This window comes from Herbinix luporum (assembly GCF_900070325.1).
GTDB classification, from domain to species: Bacteria; Bacillota; Clostridia; order Lachnospirales; family Lachnospiraceae; genus Mobilitalea; species Mobilitalea luporum.
Genome location: NZ_LN879430.1, coordinates 404,116 through 423,411, shown reverse-complemented (window position 1 = coordinate 423,411; position 19,296 = coordinate 404,116). Strand labels below are relative to the sequence as shown.

The 19,296-nt window shown below is 36.0% G+C and carries 15 protein-coding genes; 1 reads left to right on the top strand and 14 read right to left on the bottom strand.

The annotated features are described in order from the left end of the window. Positions 1-14: 14 nt before the first annotated feature. The 13 genes from SD1D_RS02050 to SD1D_RS01990 all read right to left on the bottom strand — a co-directional run bounded on the left by SD1D_RS02050 (position 15) and on the right by SD1D_RS01990 (position 14,801). Positions 15-1,049 carry a protein arginine kinase gene (locus SD1D_RS02050; protein WP_058257385.1) on the bottom strand — a complete coding sequence of 345 codons (1,035 nt, stop codon included), beginning with the start codon at positions 1,047-1,049 and terminating at the stop codon, positions 15-17. Then, the gene (locus SD1D_RS02045) at positions 1,042-1,587 is read right to left on the bottom strand and encodes a UvrB/UvrC motif-containing protein (protein WP_058257384.1); all 546 of its coding nucleotides are present in this window, start codon (positions 1,585-1,587) and stop codon (positions 1,042-1,044) included. Before SD1D_RS02045 ends, SD1D_RS02050 begins: the two co-directional genes overlap by 8 nt. A gap of 5 nt (positions 1,588-1,592) precedes the next feature. Further along, positions 1,593-1,967 (bottom strand): GntR family transcriptional regulator, encoded by a 375-nt coding sequence (locus tag SD1D_RS02040; RefSeq protein ID WP_058257383.1) that lies wholly within the window; start codon positions 1,965-1,967, stop codon positions 1,593-1,595. A 124-nt stretch (positions 1,968-2,091) separates the two neighbouring features. After that, complete coding sequence (locus SD1D_RS02035; RefSeq protein ID WP_058257382.1) at positions 2,092-3,312, bottom strand: cadherin-like beta sandwich domain-containing protein; 1,221 nt, start codon at positions 3,310-3,312, stop codon at positions 2,092-2,094. 182 nt (positions 3,313-3,494) lie between these two features. Further along, entirely contained in the window at positions 3,495-6,233 is a 2,739-nt protein-coding gene (locus SD1D_RS02030; protein WP_058257381.1) for an SH3 domain-containing protein, read from the bottom strand. A gap of 216 nt (positions 6,234-6,449) precedes the next feature. Further along, positions 6,450-7,715: a phosphoribosylamine--glycine ligase gene (purD, locus tag SD1D_RS02025; RefSeq protein ID WP_058257380.1), complete on the bottom strand. Its 1,266-nt coding sequence runs from the start codon at positions 7,713-7,715 to the stop codon at positions 6,450-6,452. Further along, positions 7,715-8,341: a phosphoribosylglycinamide formyltransferase gene (gene purN / locus SD1D_RS02020; protein WP_058257379.1), complete on the bottom strand. Its 627-nt coding sequence runs from the start codon at positions 8,339-8,341 to the stop codon at positions 7,715-7,717. Before purN ends, purD begins: the two co-directional genes overlap by 1 nt. Next, positions 8,335-9,360: a phosphoribosylformylglycinamidine cyclo-ligase gene (purM, locus tag SD1D_RS02015; RefSeq protein ID WP_058257378.1), complete on the bottom strand. Its 1,026-nt coding sequence runs from the start codon at positions 9,358-9,360 to the stop codon at positions 8,335-8,337. The genes purN and purM overlap by 7 nt, the downstream gene beginning before the upstream one ends. 150 nt (positions 9,361-9,510) lie before the next feature. Further along, complete coding sequence (locus tag SD1D_RS02010; RefSeq protein WP_058257377.1) at positions 9,511-11,082, bottom strand: hypothetical protein; 1,572 nt, start codon at positions 11,080-11,082, stop codon at positions 9,511-9,513. A 24-nt stretch (positions 11,083-11,106) separates the two neighbouring features. Beyond that, complete coding sequence (locus SD1D_RS02005) at positions 11,107-11,820, bottom strand: ABC transporter ATP-binding protein (RefSeq protein ID WP_058257376.1); 714 nt, start codon at positions 11,818-11,820, stop codon at positions 11,107-11,109. 10 nt (positions 11,821-11,830) lie between these two features. Further along, on the bottom strand, positions 11,831-13,909 hold the full coding sequence (locus SD1D_RS02000) for an aminopeptidase (RefSeq protein WP_242955241.1): 2,079 nt from the start codon (positions 13,907-13,909) through the stop codon (positions 11,831-11,833). A gap of 47 nt (positions 13,910-13,956) precedes the next feature. After that, positions 13,957-14,292: a DUF6142 family protein gene (locus SD1D_RS01995; RefSeq protein ID WP_058257375.1), complete on the bottom strand. Its 336-nt coding sequence runs from the start codon at positions 14,290-14,292 to the stop codon at positions 13,957-13,959. Then, complete coding sequence (locus SD1D_RS01990; protein WP_242955240.1) at positions 14,289-14,801, bottom strand: VanZ family protein; 513 nt, start codon at positions 14,799-14,801, stop codon at positions 14,289-14,291. Before SD1D_RS01990 ends, SD1D_RS01995 begins: the two co-directional genes overlap by 4 nt. Before the next feature lie 171 nt (positions 14,802-14,972). Here SD1D_RS01990 and SD1D_RS01985 point away from each other — a divergent pair, with 171 nt between their 5' ends. Then, a complete protein-coding gene (locus tag SD1D_RS01985; protein ID WP_058257374.1) occupies positions 14,973-16,229 on the top strand; it encodes a [Fe-Fe] hydrogenase large subunit C-terminal domain-containing protein in 1,257 nt (418 codons plus the stop codon). Between the two features lie 417 nt (positions 16,230-16,646). Here SD1D_RS01985 and SD1D_RS01980 read toward each other — a convergent pair whose 3' ends face one another. Then, positions 16,647-19,205, bottom strand: a complete 2,559-nt coding sequence (locus SD1D_RS01980) for an Ig-like domain-containing protein (protein WP_058257373.1) — start codon at positions 19,203-19,205, stop codon at positions 16,647-16,649. Between the last annotated feature and the right edge of the window lie 91 nt (positions 19,206-19,296).

The following is a 19,296-nucleotide window of genomic DNA, read 5'->3' as shown; positions in this document are numbered from 1 at the left end:
TTAAATATTATATGTTATATAATTGTAGGTAATTCTTTTCTAATATATTCAGCTCTAGCTCTATCCCTTGCTATGCTTCCTACATTTTTACCGATGGTCCACTGAAGGCTTCCAGGCTGTACACCCATCATCATCTTATGGATATTAAATTCTTTGTCAAACTTTATTAATCCACAATCTAGCCCAAATTTTAATTGGGATAAAAGAGTCATTGCATCATCTGAACTTATATTTCTAGCATATTTTAATACACCATAAGCACGGTATACTTGGTCTTCTATTTCATCTGAATTAAGGGATAGCATATATTCCCTTCTTTTTCTTTCCTGTTTTACAACTTGATCAACTATACGCTTTAGGTTATCGATAATCTCCAGCTCAGAATTACCTAAGGTCTTCTGGTTGGATATCTGATATATACTACCTAAGCTTTTGGTTCCTTCTCCGTAAATGCCACGGATAGTTACACCATATCTGCCAACCTCTTCAAACAATTTCTGTATCATTCTTGCAGCACTAAGTGCAGGTAAAAACACCATACAAGATGCTCTCATCCCTGTTCCGGAATTAGTGGGACAAGAAGTCATATATCCATATTTCTCATCATATGCAAATTTAAGTTGCTCATAGGCAATATCATCTATTCGATTTGCTATCTCATAGGCCCCCTCTAGATTCATTCCGGCTACAATAGCTTGAATCCTTACATGGTCCTCCTCATTTATCATAATACTGACTGTCTCATCTTCTGATAGTATTAAGCCAGTAGTCTGTTCTTTCTCTGCCAGCAGAGGGCTTACTATATGCCTTTCTACCATGGCAGCTTTATCAATATCACTTAATGTTTGAATATTACAGGAATAATACTTTCTCTTATCCTGTTCTGCTAGGGATGTGGTTATACTCTTAACCCTGTCTACTAATTTTACAGCCTCTGCTTCCACAAGCAAGGGGGAGAATTTAAAATCCTCTAAATTTCTGGCAAGCCTAACACGGCTGGAGATAACCACGTCGCCATCCGGTACAATCTCTTCATACCATTTAAGCATTATTGGCCTCCTCCTTTTTTAGCTGCCTAATTAAATCCCTAAGCCTAGCTGCTTCCTCAAATTCTTCTTTTTCTATGGCCTCCTGAAGTTCTATGGATAGTCTCTCTACCTCAGTTAAGTCCTGTAATATCTTATCTGTTGATGAGACAAAGCCTTTGGGCCGTTTTCCGGTATGAACTTCAGCCCCCTGTATTCTTCTTAATGTTTCTCCCAATTCCCCATGGAAGCTGCGATAACACTGGGCACATCCGAAACGCCCTCTTTGCAAAAACTCTTCATAAGTGGACTTACAACCTTCACAAACAAGGCTGGGTTTGCTTTCTCCAGGCTTCTTTGTTGCACTTGTATGATATCCCCCTAATAAGGTTGATAGTAAACTATTTAGGGTAATATCAGAATTTAATAAAGGTTTTTCCATTTGAAAGGATGTATAATCAGCTGCACATTCTTCGCAAAGATGTTGTTCCGTCTTTACGCCATTAATTATTTCAGTATATAATACTTTTGCATTTCTTTTTAAACATCTGTCACACAACATAGGAGTTACCCCCTTTCAAACTCATTATAAATCTCATTAATAACCTCAATTACGTCATTACGACTTAAGTTTTTACAAATTGCCTTGGCCAGTATTACTCTAAGTTCTTCCTTCAAATCCTCAATAGCCTGCATCTTATTGACATCAATAGCAACTACTGCGCCTTTTCTTCGATCCAGTTTAATATATCCCTCCTGTTTCAGAATAGAATATGCTTTATTAACTGTATGCATATTGATTCCAATATACTCTGCCAATTCTCTTACTGACGGAAGATTATCCCCTTCCTGGAACTGAGAGGATGCAATGCCATATATGATCTGATTTCTTAGCTGTATATAAAGAGCTTCATCACTATTAAAATCAATCTTCACATACATCGTATACACCTCTTACTTTATTTTATGTGATTAAATCACATAGATACACAACCAATTTAGTTATATCTGTTATACATATTGTATAACAGATATGTTTCTTTGTCAATATATAAAAGGTCCGGTCTTATTTTTGCTTCCTATTCTTTATATACAAACGAACTACAACAATTACTAAACCGGCACATAGGGCACAGAGTATTGATATAACAATAGCAGCCTTATTTAACTTAGAACGGTATTTTTTAGAGCTACTTTGATCCTCATTATCTATATTATCTGAAGGATCTGTTACGGAATCTATATCTTCCACAAAACGCTGCAGGGTTTTTTCAACCTTATCATAACGATAGAAGTTTGCTTCCCCCAGCTCATTCTCAGCATATATAAGAACAAAATCGCTACCGGGTAGATTAGGTTCGTATACCGAAATAGATATACCTGATAATATCATATTGGTTTTTGTGTAACCCTCAGGTATTTTTACATCACTAGCGGGTTCTAGCAATTTATATTTTCCATTATATATAGCAAATATTTCATTATCCTCCTGAATTAATTCAAAACTACCGTGACGATTATCCGGTGTTATTGGATCTATATCTAATTCATCTTCCGGAGCACTTTCCTTAGTAACATTAATTACATATTCTACTTTCTTTCCGGACTCGGCAACAACTGTTGTAATAACTTTATTTTCTCCTTCTTTTAAAGTTTCATTACCGGAAATGCGAATAGTTGCCTTTTCATCTTCCGGAAGTGCTACCACAACTAACTTCTCTACATCATAAGCTACATTGGTATTATATTCATATATATTCTTGTCAAATGCAGGATTTAACTGTGAAGGACTTATCTTTAATGAGGCAAGACTGGCATTATCAGAGGCTGTATGGGCTGCCTTAACCTCTAACTCCAAAATATTACTAGATACAGACATAGGCATGCCTGTCTCATAATCATATACCATAATCTGACCGCTAAATTCTATCTCACATTTACCAACTTTTATAGCCTTAAATTCTAAGGCATATTTTCTATTGTCATCAGCTTCTGAAATATTAACATCAGCAATTTTTAAAAAGCCACTGCTTCCCTTAATAAATGAAGCTCCGCTTTTGTATTCTAAAATATTTTCATCATAGACTAAATTAGCCTCAATATCAGAAAAGATGGTATCTGAATCAATGGTTATATACACATATACACTATCACCGACAGTTATCTGATTGTTATCAGCTGTAATTTCTATATTGGCACTGGCTGCCTTTATGCTGCTTATATTTAATAATCCGCCCATTACAAATAAGAGGCAAAATGCTATTGCTTTAAATAATCTTCTTTTCATTCTTCTTCCCTTTCTCCTTTATCTAATAATAACATATTGTTTGGAAGAAACAATATATTTTTCCAATTGTAATTTTTTATTAATAAAAATAATTCCGGCCAGATGGTTTATTCCATTCCGGCCGGAGTTATTGCAAATCCGGTAATCCAGCCTTACATAGTTTATTTTTTTAGGCTGATATATTACTCCCTTACAATATTAATGGTATAGTTTGCAATGTCGCCATTTTCAGCAACAACTCTTATAACTATCTCATTATTTCCTACACTAAGAGGTATAGTTCCTCCTCCTATTACTTTGGCTTTTGTACTTACACTGCTAGCTTTAATATCTACTGTCTCAATATTATTTCCTACAATCAGATAATAATTGTATTCTGTTTGATCAAAGGTAGGTGAAATCTTAAGTTCCTTACCTTTTACATCAAGAACTTTCAAGCTCTTTAATCTGTTATTAGGATTATACTGTTTTGTAGGTCTTGGACAAGGTTTGGATGGCATATTCAGATATACCGGAATAGAGAATACTATAGGAGTATCTTCCATATTCTTATAGGCTGCGGCTATCTTTTTTGCCTCTGCCCAAGGAGCTTCCACATTGGTCATATATTGATGGAAATAAGTTGATACGGGAGTTACATTGAATTTCTGTAAATAAACCGTATCCTGCCCCCTATTAATATAGGTGCTTCCCAAGAAATATGACCCTCCCACTATAGATCTATAAGGACTTGTCCAAGGAATAAGGTATTTCTCATTATTTGCCTTGTTCTTGCTACCGTTCTTGGCATAATTTAATCCGTTGGCAATGGCACCTCCACCGGGGCTGTCATTAGCTCCGATATTATAAAAGTTGTAATAACCCTCATATCCTTTGTATGTACCTGACACACTGTTACTAAGTGTATTTGGCCCGGTTACTACTTCCTGCTTAACACGGGATGCCAAATGGTAAGGGCTTACCCCTGAATACTCTGCTGCCTTTATAAATGTCTCACCATAAGTTAAGGTCTTAGATTTACCGTCATCGTCTATGAAGGTATATGACTTATTATATAGTGCTGTTCCCTTTAATATATTCTCTACACCTTTTGCATTTTGATAACGGCTTTGATATCTAAGAAGTTCAAATTGGAAGATTCTCTCTTCATCTAGGAAATTCCTTGGATCCATATAATATTCTATGGCAGCTTTAGAAGCTGTAACCCAATATGTACCGTCATATACAACGAACTTGTCCGTCTTCCAATCATATGCCCCCTTATCAAAGGATAGCCATTCCACACTTCTTGAATTAGGTATGGTATTCTTGCCCGGTACACTTTCTTCCTTAATCACAGTGTTCCAATCAAGTCCCGTATGGTAGGCTAAAAACACCCAGTTGGGATGTTTGGCATGTAACTGTCTTAGACCTTCCTTATAAGATTCCGGGAAACCTTCTCTAATAAGCATTTCCTCAAAATCTAAATCATCAGTATTATCAGGAACCGGTGTAGGAGTTGCTTTGGGCACTTCAGGTGCTTCCGGTTGCTTCCAGTCAACATTAGCAGGTAACTTGGATCCTACATAAATATATTCAGCCCTAACATGTCCCCTTATATTATTATAAGAGACATTATACCAAGTTTCACCGTTTACCCTTATGGCTTCATTAATTTGAATCTTATCTCCGCTTTTTAGTAAAACAGGTTTACCGGATGAATCATATAAAAAGTTGTCATTTACCGCCCTGTTTTCATATACATTAAGATATAAAATATTACATACAAAGCCATCTATAGGTCCATATATATATGAATAAATAGGATTGTCTTTAATCTCTAAAACCTTAGCATCCGCCGGCGTCGGAACAGGTGTCGGCGTTGCCTTTGGTTTTGGTGTCGGTGTTGCTTTTGGCTTTGGGGTAGGCGTCGCCGTTGGTTTTGGTGTGGGTGTCGCTTTTGGCTTTGGCGTTGGTGTTGCTTTTGGCTTTGGGGTAGGCGTCGGCGTTGGTTTTGGTGTCGGCGTCGCTTTTGGTTTTGGGGTCGGTGTAGGAGTAGGTGCCGATGTGTTTTTGGTTTCTTCTCCCCTAAATCCAATCTGATAAGCGGGAACATAACCGCTGTACTTTACCTTACTTACCGTAAATGATATCTTGTACCACTTTTCACCGGACACTACTGCTTCATCTATAATATTTACAGCCTTATCTTTTTTAAGTGAAATAATATTACCTGATGAATTTTTTACATAAGCAGACTTACTGTTGGCACTTTTTCTTACCTTTATCTTGGAAGCAATTACTTTCCCTTTAATGCTCTTTTTCAAATCTAACTTAATATAAAGGCTGGATACATATCCGGTTTTATTATTTGCCATATTAATTTGATACCATTTTGTATTACTATTTTCTGCCTCACCAATAACAGTAACCTTATTGTTCTTCTTTAAAGAACCTATTCTAGAATAATTTGTACCTGCCCCACTTCTAACATTTAAAGAACTGGCAGTAACAGAAGCTTGATGCTTATATCCCTGGGATGTACTGCTGTTTTTCGGTTTAGGTGTCGGGGTGGGTTTTGGTGTCGGAGTAGGTGTAGGCGTTGGCGTCTTTTTTGTACTTTTACTTTTCTCCGCCTTAATGTAATCACCATGTACATAACCTTTTATATTTTTCCCGTTGAACTTTAGAGAAACATAATACCAGTCTCCTGCTTCCTCTAAAATTGTTACGGTTTCATTTCTACGTAGATAAACATAAGTTCCGTCATTAAGCTGTACCTTTTTGGCAGATGTAGATGGTTTAGCTCTGACATTAAGCGTACTGGCTGTTACTGTCCCCTTTCTAGTAGCTGCAACTATGGTACTTGCTACCTGATTAGGCACCAATAAGCCTATACATAGTAAAATCACTATACATTTATGAAAAAACCGCCTTTTCATAAGTACTCCTTTCCAAGAACAATCATTTAATATATGTCGAATACTATGGTTATATTAAAAAAGAACTATGGCAGTTCTGTGGCATATACAGGATTTCATGTCATAAGATACATTTAAAGGTTAAATTTTGAAATGCAAAAAATAGAAAAAATAAGAGCCCCGGTATTTTTTATACATAAAATACCGGCACCCTTACCAGTCACTTATCATTAATTTTTATTGGATCGCTTTACCTATATCTTTTCTCATATATTTATTCTTAAAATGAATATTATCCGCAGCTTCATAAGCCTTGCTTCTGGCTTCCTTTAAGGTTTTGCCTATTGCAGTAACCCCAAGGACTCTTCCTCCGTTGGTAAGAATTTTATCATTTTCCTTCTTACTTGCGGCATGGAATACATAATAATCCTCTTTGTCTGTGAAATTATCAAGTCCTTCTATCTCAAATCCTTTTTCATAGGACAAAGGATAACCATCTGATGCTAGGATTACGCATACGGCTGCATTATCCTCAAAGGAAAGATTAACCTTATCTAATCTGCCCTCAATACAAGCTTCTATCACGTCAATTAAATCATTTTTTAGCCTAGGAAGAACTACTTGGGCTTCCGGATCACCAAACCGTGCATTGTATTCCAATACCTTAGGACCGTCTTTGGTAAGCATAAGACCTACAAATAAGATGCCTACAAAATCTCTTCCCTCTGCTTTCATAGCAGCCATAGTAGGCTGATAAATATACTTTTGGCAATATTCATGGATTTGCTCCGTATAAAAGGGGCTTGGTGAAAATGTTCCCATTCCTCCTGTATTAGGTCCTTGGTCATTATCAAAGGCTCTTTTATGATCTTGGGCACTGGCCATGGGAATAATATGAGTACCATCACAAAATGCCAAAACCGATACCTCAGGACCTGTAATAAACTCTTCTATAACCACTTGGCTTCCTGCCAAACCAAACTGCTTATCCTCCATAATAGCTTTAACAGCACTGACTGCTTGGTCAAAATCATTGCAGATTATAACTCCCTTACCAAGGGCTAGGCCGTCTGCCTTTACCACAATGGGAAAATCTCTGGTTTTTAAATACTCTATAGCCTTATCTGCCTGGTCAAAAGTTTCATAAGCGGCCGTAGGAATATTATATTTCTTCATAAGATTTTTTGAAAACACTTTTGAACTTTCAATAATAGCGGCATTTTTTCTGGGACCAAAAATCCGCAGCCCCTTTTTCTCAAAAACGTCCACTATTCCATCAGCCAAAGGATCATCGGGTCCTACTATGGTTAGATCAATCTTATTGGATAGAGCAAAATCAGCCAGGGCTTCATATTCTATTACAGGAATATCTACGCATTCTGCACACTGGGCAATTCCCGCATTACCGGGAGCACAGTAAAGCTTGTCCACCTTTGGACTCTGTGATACCTTCCAAGCTATGGCATGCTCTCTTCCGCCTCCGCCAATAATTAAAACCTTCATTATATTACCTCCACCACCTTATTATCCCGAATCCTAATTCGCCCTTGTGCAATAAGTCTAACAGCTTCGGGAAGGATTACCCATTCAGCTTCTTCCATAACTCTTTTTTGTAGAGTTTCCGCTGTATCGTTTTTCTCAACATTTACAGCCTTTTGTAAGATAATAGGTCCCGTATCGGTACCTTCATCCACAAAGTGAACCGTTGCCCCGGTTACCTTAACCCCCCGAGCCAATGCAGCTTCATGAACCTTAAGCCCATAATAGCCTTTACCGCTGAAGGAAGGGATCAGGGACGGATGGACATTTATAATTTTATTTTGATAATGTTTAACGATTTTTTCGGGAAGTATCAGCAAAAATCCTGCAAGGACTATCAAATCCACCTCATAGCCCGTAAGCAGATTATAAAAAGCCTCCTCAAAAGATTGCTGATTATCAAAATCTTTTTTACTTATTATGGCTTGTGGAATATTATGAGCCTCGGCTCTTTTTAGGGCATAAGCTTCCCTATTGTTACTGATTACTACACTTATAGTGACTCCGGGAAGATTTCCTGCCTCTATCTGATCAATCAAAGCCTGTAGATTGGTTCCTCCCCCCGATACTAAGACGGCCAGCCTTAACATAATTTTACCCCCTCAGTACCTTGGCCAACTTCTCCTATAATATAAGCCTTCTCCCCAGCCTTATTTATTATATTGACAGCTAAATCTGCCTGAGCCGGATCCAGGGCCAAAATCATACCGATGCCCATATTGAAGGTATTATACATTACTTCATCGGAGATATCCCCGTCCTTCTTTAACATGTTAAAGATAGGGGGAATATCGTAACTGTCCTTTTTAACAAGTCCGGTCATACCTTGAGGAAGCATTCTAGGAATATTCTCAAAAAATCCTCCCCCGGTAATATGGCTACAACCTTTTATATATACATTGCCCTCCTTTAATTCCTGTAAGGCTTTCACATATATCTTTGTAGGTGTAAGTAAAACTTCACCAAGAGACATACCCAGGCTTTCGTAATAGGTTTCAAGAACATCAAGTCTCATAGAAAAAACATTACGAACTAAGGAATAGCCATTACTGTGAATACCTGAAGAAGCAATACCTACTAATACATCCCCGGCTTTTATATCTTTACCGGTAATCATATTCTTTTTATCTGCAATTCCCACGGCAAAGCCCGCCAGGTCGTATTCATCCTCAGGATAAAAACCCGGCATCTCCGCTGTTTCACCGCCAATTAAGGCAGCCCCTGCCTGCTGGCAGCCCTCGGCTACACCCTTAACTATACTGGCAATCCTTTCAGGTTCATTCTTGCCGCAAGCAATATAATCAAGGAAAAATAAAGGTTCTGCTCCGGAACAGGCAATGTCGTTGACACACATGGCAACACAATCTATACCGACAGTATCATGCTTATCAAGTAAAAATGCAATCTTAAGCTTTGTTCCTACCCCATCGGTTCCGGATACTAGGGTAGGCTCTTCCATATTCATAAATCTCTTTAAAGAAAATGCACCGGAAAATCCCCCTATATCAGATAAGACCTCCTTACGCATAGTTTTCTTAATATGCTCTTTCATAAGGTCCACTGCCTTATAACCAGCTTCTATATCGACTCCTGCCTGTTTATAATCCATAATAACCTCCTAATATTAATTCAAGGGCCACAATATCTACCTGCCAACATTCTAGCATACCTAAGAGAATCTTTCAGAAAAAAAATCTTATCCTTTTTATAAGCTTTCCTTATAAGTATGTCCTATTTATAAGTATTTTTCATCTTTTTCCTATAAACTTTCAAATTGCTTCCTTCCCTTGCCAGTTAATATTTTATATATAACAAGGTTAAGCAGCCACAAAATACATATAAAAACAAGAGCAGCTACCATATAATTACCTGTATAAATCCATAGAAAATATTGTAAAGCTAAGAGGCCTAATCCGGAAAACACAGAAATCATAGAGGCCGTGCTTTGTTTTACCACTACAGTTTCACTAGACCATTGCAGATTGGGAAAATTCAAATTTATCATTAATCCATACATAGATATAAATACAGAAAAGGAAACTGCAGTAAGAAGAATCAAAAGCCCTTTAATAAAAGGAATTTTTAAAGTAATAATTATAAGTATTGTAGCCGGTATCACGGGACTAAGAATAGTCAAATTAACTAATATCTTAGAAGCAAATACCGTAATTACAGATACCGGAATACTTTTTACTATCCATATGTTTTTACCTTCCATTGATATGGAAGCCATAGTAGTACAGGATGTAGCAATACAAAATGTTATAAAAATCGGTACAAAATCATGTAAATCCCCCATCATCTGCATTTCTGCTGCCAAATCATTAAGATTAACAAAGGGCAGGGCTATGGCTCCAATAAACATAATAGCAATACCAAATCCTGTATTCATCACATAGACCGGTGATGAAAAATAACGTTTTAATTCTTTCCGATATAGGGCTGTAAGAGGCTTGTTGCTCTTTAATTTACCTAATTTATAATTACCCTTATATCTTCCGGTCATAATTGTGGTATTGATTTTTACAAACACCTTACCTACCAGTAAGGAGAATAGAATAAATGCAATAACCGATATAGCAATAAATATAAGCAAGGACCAAAAATCTAGATTAATAACTGCCTCAAAATAAAGACCGGCCAAGGGGTAAATTGTATTAATCTGCTTAGATAAGTACTTACCTAGTTCTACCAATACTTGCTGAGAATCCGCCAGTATATAAGGGGAAATCATTATTCCGATTAAAAATATAAAGGTAAAAACCATATATATTATATTACTATACCTAAAACCCATTGAAATATAAGTAATTACTGTACCAAAAAATGTAGCAATAATTATGGGAATTAAAGGTATAAAAAATACCGTCAATACATTGAAAATATAAAATCCTACTGAAGGTCTAACCAGTATACCGTAGGCTACCATCATTGGTATTATTACAATTAATACAAATACCAAGTTAATAGAATATAAAAGAATAATCCTACTGGCAACAATCTTACCGGTACTTATGGGCAGAGACATTACCATGTCATAATCCTCAAAACCAAAGAGGGTGCCTTTAACCTTATAGATTGTTGTAAATAATACAGCCATACTGGTAAGAGCCATAAATAATGAAGGCATAATTTCAATACTGTTAAACTGCTTTAAGCTTAATCCCATAGAATATCCGTAAAAGAAAGAAACCATGCTCATAATCAAAGCAAAAAAGGTAAAACCTACATATAAGACCCTAGTTTTTTTCTTTCTCATTTCCCCTATGGCAAACATACTACCTAGCATGGCCCATAACTGAACACTTACCAAACGCCATACTTGCTTCATCTATACACCAAACCTTTCTTAAAGCTAATTAGTCTCAATAAGATCCATAAAAACATTCTCCAAACTAGAATCCCCTATAACTTGTTGGGTAGGTCCAAAGGCAGCCAACTTTCCGCCTTTAATTATACCTATTTTATTGCAGAGCTTTTCAGCCACCTCCAGAACATGGGTGGAGAAGAATATGGCACTGCCTTCTTTACACAAGTCCACCATAATGTTTTTTAAGGTATGGGAGGCTTTAGGATCTAATCCCACAAAAGGTTCGTCTAAGATTAAAAGCTTTGGCTTATGTATAAGTGCAGATATGATAGCCAGCTTCTGTTTCATTCCATGGGAATAGGAGGCAATGGAATCTCCTAAATTAGCTGTTAATTCCAAGGCCTGTGCATATTTTTCTATAGCCTTCTCCCGGTCTGATGAGGCTACTTCATATATATCACCGATAAAGTTTAGATAAGCTATACCGGTTAAATGTTCATACAAATTAGGATTATCAGGAATATAAGCCGTTACTTTCTTACATTTTACCGGATCTTTTTTTATAGAAATCCCATCGATTAGAATATCCCCTTCATCAAAATCCAAAACCCCGGCCATAGCACGGATGGTAGTGGTCTTACCGGCTCCATTATGGCCGATAAAACCAAAAATATCCCCACTATTTATCTCTAAATTTAATCCGTCTACTGCTTTTTTACCGCCCTTATAAGTCTTAGAAAAGTCAACAATTCTTAGCATGTAGCCTCCTTTATTTCATGTCAAAAGCTTCATTTAGTAACTTAGTACCTTCTAGTACAAACCTAGAATCCTTTATAATAGGTATTGTAGAACCATCAGAAAGTACAGCAGAAATCTCCATAATTTCATCATAAGGAAGAGTTATATCCGTATGACAATTAAAATAAGCCTTAGAAGGATTAGTTTTTCTAAGTAAGGAATATTCATTATCCCTTGCTATAATTTCCTTTCCGTCAGGATTGTAAACTTTTAAATCCTCCCTCATAGAATAGCAGGTATCACCGACAGCAAAATGAGGACCGGTCTTTTCCGCTATCAAGATAGGAAGTTTGGGAGCAATATCATATTTTTTGCCCATCATATAAGCCGTAGTATTAGTTCCGATGGCAAATTCCCCAAGGGGCAGGGTCTCATGATTGTATAATAAGTTTTCCTTAATAAAACTTTTGTTTTTATCCAGGTCATCGTAATTTTTACAGGAATAATCCACAATCCGTCCATCTTCAAATACCAATTCCAAATCATAATATGCCAAATCATTAAGATAAACCAAGGGAACATGTAATATTCCATGGGTTCCGGAAAGCTGTGGAGATGTAAAAACTTCTCCCACCGGGATATTAACATCGGCTACACAATTTTCAAAATTAGTTTCTTTATCCCCATCCTTTAAAGGCTGAAGTTTTACCATCATATTTGTACGGTTTTTGCCTTTTCCTAAAATCCTAACATACTCACCCTTATCCAAGGTATCAATTATAGACTGCTGAATCTTAGTATAAGTATCATTATCTAAAGTATTTACCTTAATAGTATCGGCAAATATATCTTCAAAATCCTCGCCGATTTCAGGAATCGGATAAGATATAATGGTAAAGGATATTTCCTCCAACTTAAGATATTCCTTAGATAATAATTTCTCATCATTATAATATTGGGTCATAAGCTTTTGCTGAAGCTTATTAAGCTTAATGGCTTCTGCCTTATCTTCCGGTGCAAATAACTCCTCACCAAAGACCTCTATAAGGGCAGGGCCTGCATAATTTTGTGTAATATGTTTTATCTTTTCTAAGGAAGCCTTCCTTGATTCTATCATCCTATTTTTTAGTCCCTTATCAAGAAAGATTCCTATATCAAAACGGTGGTCATATTCATACTGTTTATTAGGTGATGAAGCATGATATCCAATCTTTAAATGCTGCTTTTTATTAAGGGCCAGGTAAGCAGCCCTAAAAATTATAGGTTCTAGGCCTAATTGCATAAAATTCTTTACTGCCTGGCGCACTACCCTCTCAAATCCAATTTGATATCTGATATTTACATTATTTTTTATACTAAGATCAAGCCCCGCTACAAGAAAGCCCCGTTCAAAACCGGATGTAAAGGTATCAGCCATGGACTTAATCTGCTCTTCGGGCAGGCTATTTATAAATTCTGCTGTTTTTAATTCATTTTCTGAAATATAGTCTCCAAACCGATACAAATATCTAAGGTCACTTAAATCAGCTTCCATTATAATATCCTTTGCAAAAGAATAAGCCGGATCAGATGTTTCTTTTGTTCTGTAATCTATAATTACATCACAGTAATCATACATAAAATCATGGATTGCCCTTTTAATATCTTTAAAGGAAAATTCATCTTCCCACCTGATAAGTCCATATACTTGAATAAAAAGCTCTAGATATATAGTATGAAGATATAACTGCTTTTCAAAGGCAAATACAATTAAAGCCCTAAGCTCCGTATACAAAAAAGACAAAAGCTTACCATACCTTTTGCCAAGTTTTTTACATGCATAAGTGGGATTTGCATAACTTTCAAGATAATTATCTTCAATAATATCATTATAAAGAGAACGATTCACAGCCTGAAGCTCCTTAAGGGAAAGCTTAAGGTATGAACCGTCCCTAACCTTCTGTGCCACATCATCAAGTAAAATAAGAAATGCAGATACTTTTTGAAAATAATCCCTTAAGGGCATTCTAACTTCCTCTTCCCTCTCTATCTCACGGATTCGCTCCATAGCCAATTCATATCTTTCTAATACTGACTTCATTTCTTCTTTTGATAAATTCATAATATCCATATACATCTCCAATCTACTGTATTTTATTTATAATTATTATACATTATTTATACTACAATGCCTATTATATAAAGTATCATCAATACTATCATCATAATACCATTACTGATTAAGCCAATCATGGGAAATCTATAATATATATCCCTTTGCTTTATTGCCCTGTATGAAAAAACAAAGCCTGTGATAGATAAGGCAAATAATAAAAGGCCCACAACACCTATAATAATACCTGCCTGGCCTTTATTAATCCCTGAAATTATGCTTACTGCAATAAAACCGGCCACAACAGCTAATCCTATAACAGCAGACAAAATACCTAATTGAGTATGCCTTCTTCCGGAAAATTGTATAGTGTCTCTTCTTTTAAAAAAGCCCAAATTCATACTGTCTCCCTTTCCTCTCCATCCTCCTGCATATTACTTGTCTCTTCCTCTTTAATTTTATCATTTTTTTTATATAGGGAATAGGCAATGACAAATATAATATAGCCTACAATTCCACCGATAGAATTCATCAAAATATCATCAACATCAAAAACTCCCACTTCTAATAACAATTGGGAGGTTTCAACTGCCAGACTAAAGAATATACTTAAGATTGTAATAATATAAAATTTACGATACTTATTATTTAGTAATGGAAGAAAAAATCCATAAGGAGAAAAGGCTAGAACATTTCCTACAATATTTACTACAAATCCCTCAAAACCAATATACTCCCTATATTTAATAAAGCGTTTTATTTCCTTAAACAGCTGCAAATTATATTTCTTAGTAACCATATATCTTCCATAACGTTCACTAAAAAACAAAAAATATGATAACATTAAAATATATATATAAAAAGCAAGCCAAGCCGCCAGTTTAATCCACTTCTTATTAATTTTCTTCAATGTTCTTCTCCATATACCTTATAAATATACTTGATCTTAAGTTACAATTGTATTTATATGAAAATCCTATGCCAATTATAAGACAAAAAAAGTTTATAGTAAAGGAAAAATTGGAATATTGCAGGATGTTTTGCAGATAATAGTTCAATAATACTAGTTCGAGGTGTATAAATGAAAAGATTTGATGAGTTATATGAAGAACTATTAAAAGCTACCATAGATAACCGGGAAGAAGAATATATTGAAAATCTTGATGCCTTCGATGCCCATCAGCTAGACTGCCTGCTTAACCCCAAAAAACATTCCTTAGTTTGGTCTACTAAAAGCTGTGAGTGTCCCAAGGATGATAGGCATTGTGTTAAGGTATGTCCTTTCCATGCCATTTTCCCAGATGAAAGTGGCCAATTACAGGTAGACGAAGCAGCTTGTGCAGGATGCTCCTATTGTATTCAAGAATGTCGTGCCAAAAGACTAACAGCAAGTAAGGATGCTATTTCAGTCTTACGGGCTCTCCGCTCCCATAAAGGATTATCCTATGCTCTAATTGCCCCTGCCTTTTTAGGACAATTTAAAGATGTAACACCGGGTAAACTTAGAACTGCCTTTAAAAAGATTGGCTTTGACGGCATGTTAGAGGTAGCTTTATTTGCAGATATCTTAACCCTTAAGGAAGCCTTAGAATTTGACCGCAATATAAATACTAAGGAGGATTTTCAACTTACCAGCTGCTGCTGCCCCGTTTGGATTGCTTGGATAAAAAATATTTACAATGATTTAATTCCCCATGTCCCCCCTTCTGTATCACCTATGATAGCCAGCGGCCGGGCAGTAAAAACCTTATATCCCGACGCCCTTACAGTATTTGTTGGGCCTTGTTTAGCCAAAAAAGCAGAAGCCAGAGACAAGGATATAGCAGGTGCCATTGACTATGTACTAACTTTCCAGGAAGTTCAGGATATCTTTAATATTATGGAGATTGATCCTGCCAAAATGGAGGAAAGCGAGAAAGATCATTCCTCAAGAGCAGGTAGAATATATGCCCATACCGGCGGTGTAAGCGAAGCGGTTAAGCTAACCTTAGAAAGAATAAACCCCAACAGAGAAATAACTTTACAAACCCAAAAGGCAGATGGTGTAAAAGCTTGCAGGGATTTGATTAAAGATATACTTGCAGGGAAAACAACAGCTAATTTTTATGAAGGAATGGGTTGTGAGGGAGGATGTGTTGGAGGACCAAAAGCTTTAATTCCCCATAAAGAGGGAAGGAAAAATGTAGAAGAGTATGGCAAGGCCGCCGCATATCCTACACCAATAGATAACCCTTATGTAATTGAACTTTTAAAGCAACTGGGATTTGAAACTATAGACAGTCTGCTCGATGAAAGTGATATATTTACCAGAAACTTTTTATCAAACACTAAAAAGTGATTAACATTAACATTGCCGTGTATCAAAGATACATGGCGTTTTTTCTTTATATATTTTATATATCACTAGACAATTCTCCCATCCGAAATTCTGATTACTTTGTTGCAGTACTTTAGCGTTCTGTCGCTGTGAGTAACCATTATAATTGATACATTTCTTTCTTGATTAACCTTTTTAAAAAGCTCAATGCGATTAATGCATTGGTTCTCATCCAAAGATAATTATCTTAAAAGCAAAAGTGATAACCTATGTTATTTTGTTACATATTATTACATGTAAAATTATGGGTGTCAATACGTTTAATTGTTCTAAATATTAAACATATTAACACTATTTTTATTTACCAAAAAAGCTGTCGCTTCACGATTTTAAAATCGTAAAAGCGACAGCCTCTTTTATTATGTATAAATATATAATTTAGTATTGGGCCACTACCCCTACTTGTGTACTCATAGGTGATGATTGGTTACCGCTTAAGTCAAGAATCTTATTATCAATAATCTCTATCCTTAAGTATGCATTTCTATCCGGTATAGTATTTAAAGTTATAATAACTTCAGAACCGGATACACTTACACTATTACCTATCACATATGAATAAGTGCCTAACTGGGTAACCTTAACTACCATTGAACCGGTGATTTCCTCACTGAATCTTAGTCTGATTTCATTAGGCTTATTCTTATCAAATACTGGAGGACCTACATAATAAGGCTTCTTATTATCTCTTAGATATACATTGCTGGTATAATCTATTATAGGACCATATATTCCGTTATAACCTTTAACACCGGAAATCTTAATGGGTCTTTCCATTGAAATATCTATGGATTCGTCCGCAAGGGTAAGTACCACCCTAGCCCCTTCATATTTTGAATTTTTCTCTAGCTTAGCACTTATAATTGTAACACCGGGGATTCCATAGTTAGTTACATTCTGTGCAGACTCTATATCTAGCATATCGTTAAAGTCTAGATAAATCTGGCTAGGATTAGTTGTGGACTGACTTATCATATAAGGTCCCGGAAGCTCTAGGTCTACTCCATCGCTGTTACTGATGGTTATTGTTCTTTCAGTACTATAATTTCTGAAAGTATCCATAACGAAATTCTTGCTTAAGGTAAATGTATAGTTTCCAATTAAGGTCATATTACCGATTTGCAATTTGATTACTTTAGGATCATCTGTTGCTAACTTACTATAAGTAAGATTATAATTGGATCTAATCTCATCGGTAACTGTTACTAAGCTTGCATTAAATACTCCGGAATCGGACCATAGGACTACTTCTTTATTGTATGTAAGGGTAAGGATATTAGTCTCCGGATCAAATTCCTGACTAAGTAATACAGGATTTGATTTGTCCACATTGAAACTAATAGTCCTTGTATGCTGCTTATAAGATGTTGTGTCTGAGGGATCAACATTATAAGCCTGCCACCCTATTAAGGATACAGTCTGGATACCGGTTTTTAATGCATCTGCCTCGGACAAGGTATAATGTACTTTCTTAGGATTTTGGCTATCTACTATACCAACCATAGTAGAGCCGTTATTAATTGTGGCATAGCCTCCATACTGAATTGAACGGTCGAAAATCGCCGTCAAGGTATTATATGATGTTCTTGCAATACTAATAAGTCTTGCTTGAGGCTTTGGTCTAGTATCAGTACGCAGATAAACAGGTAAGTTATAATTTGCCGGAGCATTCCCTGCCAAATCCTTTATACCTGATAATACTACGGTAAATACCTTGTCATAATCCGAATATGCAATATTGGACAGATTAATTGTAAGGGATTTCTTGTCCTGGCTTGGAATATAATTATTTTTATTATTCAGGATACTAATTGTTAAGGGATCAGCCGGTGAACTAGATGAACCGGGCACTATAGCTGCATTTGATACCTTAAGTCCTGAAAAATCTATTGCTTCTGAGAATACAATTGTTACAATCATTCCGGAATCATCCAAAATTATATCTGCAATCTCCGGCAAAATTGTATCTTCATATCTTATCTGCTTGTAATATTCTTCAATGGCTTCTCCGTCTACAGTCTTAATCTTGCTTGTAAAATTAATTCCGTACTCTCCTTCTAGCCTATTGGAAGAAGTAATAATAAGGGTCTTTTTATCATCTGAAAGCTTAGCAGTTAACTTACCGGGATCACCGGCTAAAACCCCTTTTATATTACGCTTTAATGTTATATCTATACTGTCAAGTAATATATTATTTTGTCCGATTACAGTCTTCTCATCAATAGGACTGTCGAATACTACCTTTATTTCATTATTACTTATGATAGAGGCAGAATTTACTGTTGCAGAAGGCTTTACAACTTCAATTATAATAGCATCGTTAACTATGCTTTTTTTAGCTTCTGCTTTTGTAGCTTTTCTTGCTGCTGTAGCTACCAGTACTACTTTGCCGGCCTTGGTTCCTTCAACAATGCCGTTTGAACTGTTTACAACCCTAATGCATTCCGGATCGCCTCCGCCTATGGACCAATAAGTTTTATCGGAAGAATTACTTGGGGTAATATCTCTGTTAAAATTATAAGTTTCTCCTAGTTTTAGAATATGTGCCCCATTTTCTTCAGTGGCATTATTAATCCGTATCTTAGTTGCAGGTATAATTACAGTAACTTTACATTTAATAGTCTTACTTTTATTGGTGGGGTATGTGATCTTACATTTTATAGTAGCTGTTCCCTTACCCACTGAAGTAACTATACCTTTACTAGATACCCTGGCAACCTTGCTATTGGAAGAAGACCATTTATATTTACTTCCTGCTACCTTATCCTTTATTTCGAGCTGGTAAGTTTGATCTTCCCCAATAATCTCAACCTTGCTTTCCACAAAGGAGGGTGATGCCCCATATGCACTTTTATCAATACTAAACCAGAATATTGATGTAAGTAGCAAAGCCAGTACCATAGAAAAGGCTGTCTTCTTGCCCGGGTTGTTCTTCATACTTAATTCCTCCTACATAAGTACTGATTTTATTCCTTTAATACTATATATGGTACCATAACAGTAACATTTTGTCAAAAAACCGATAAAA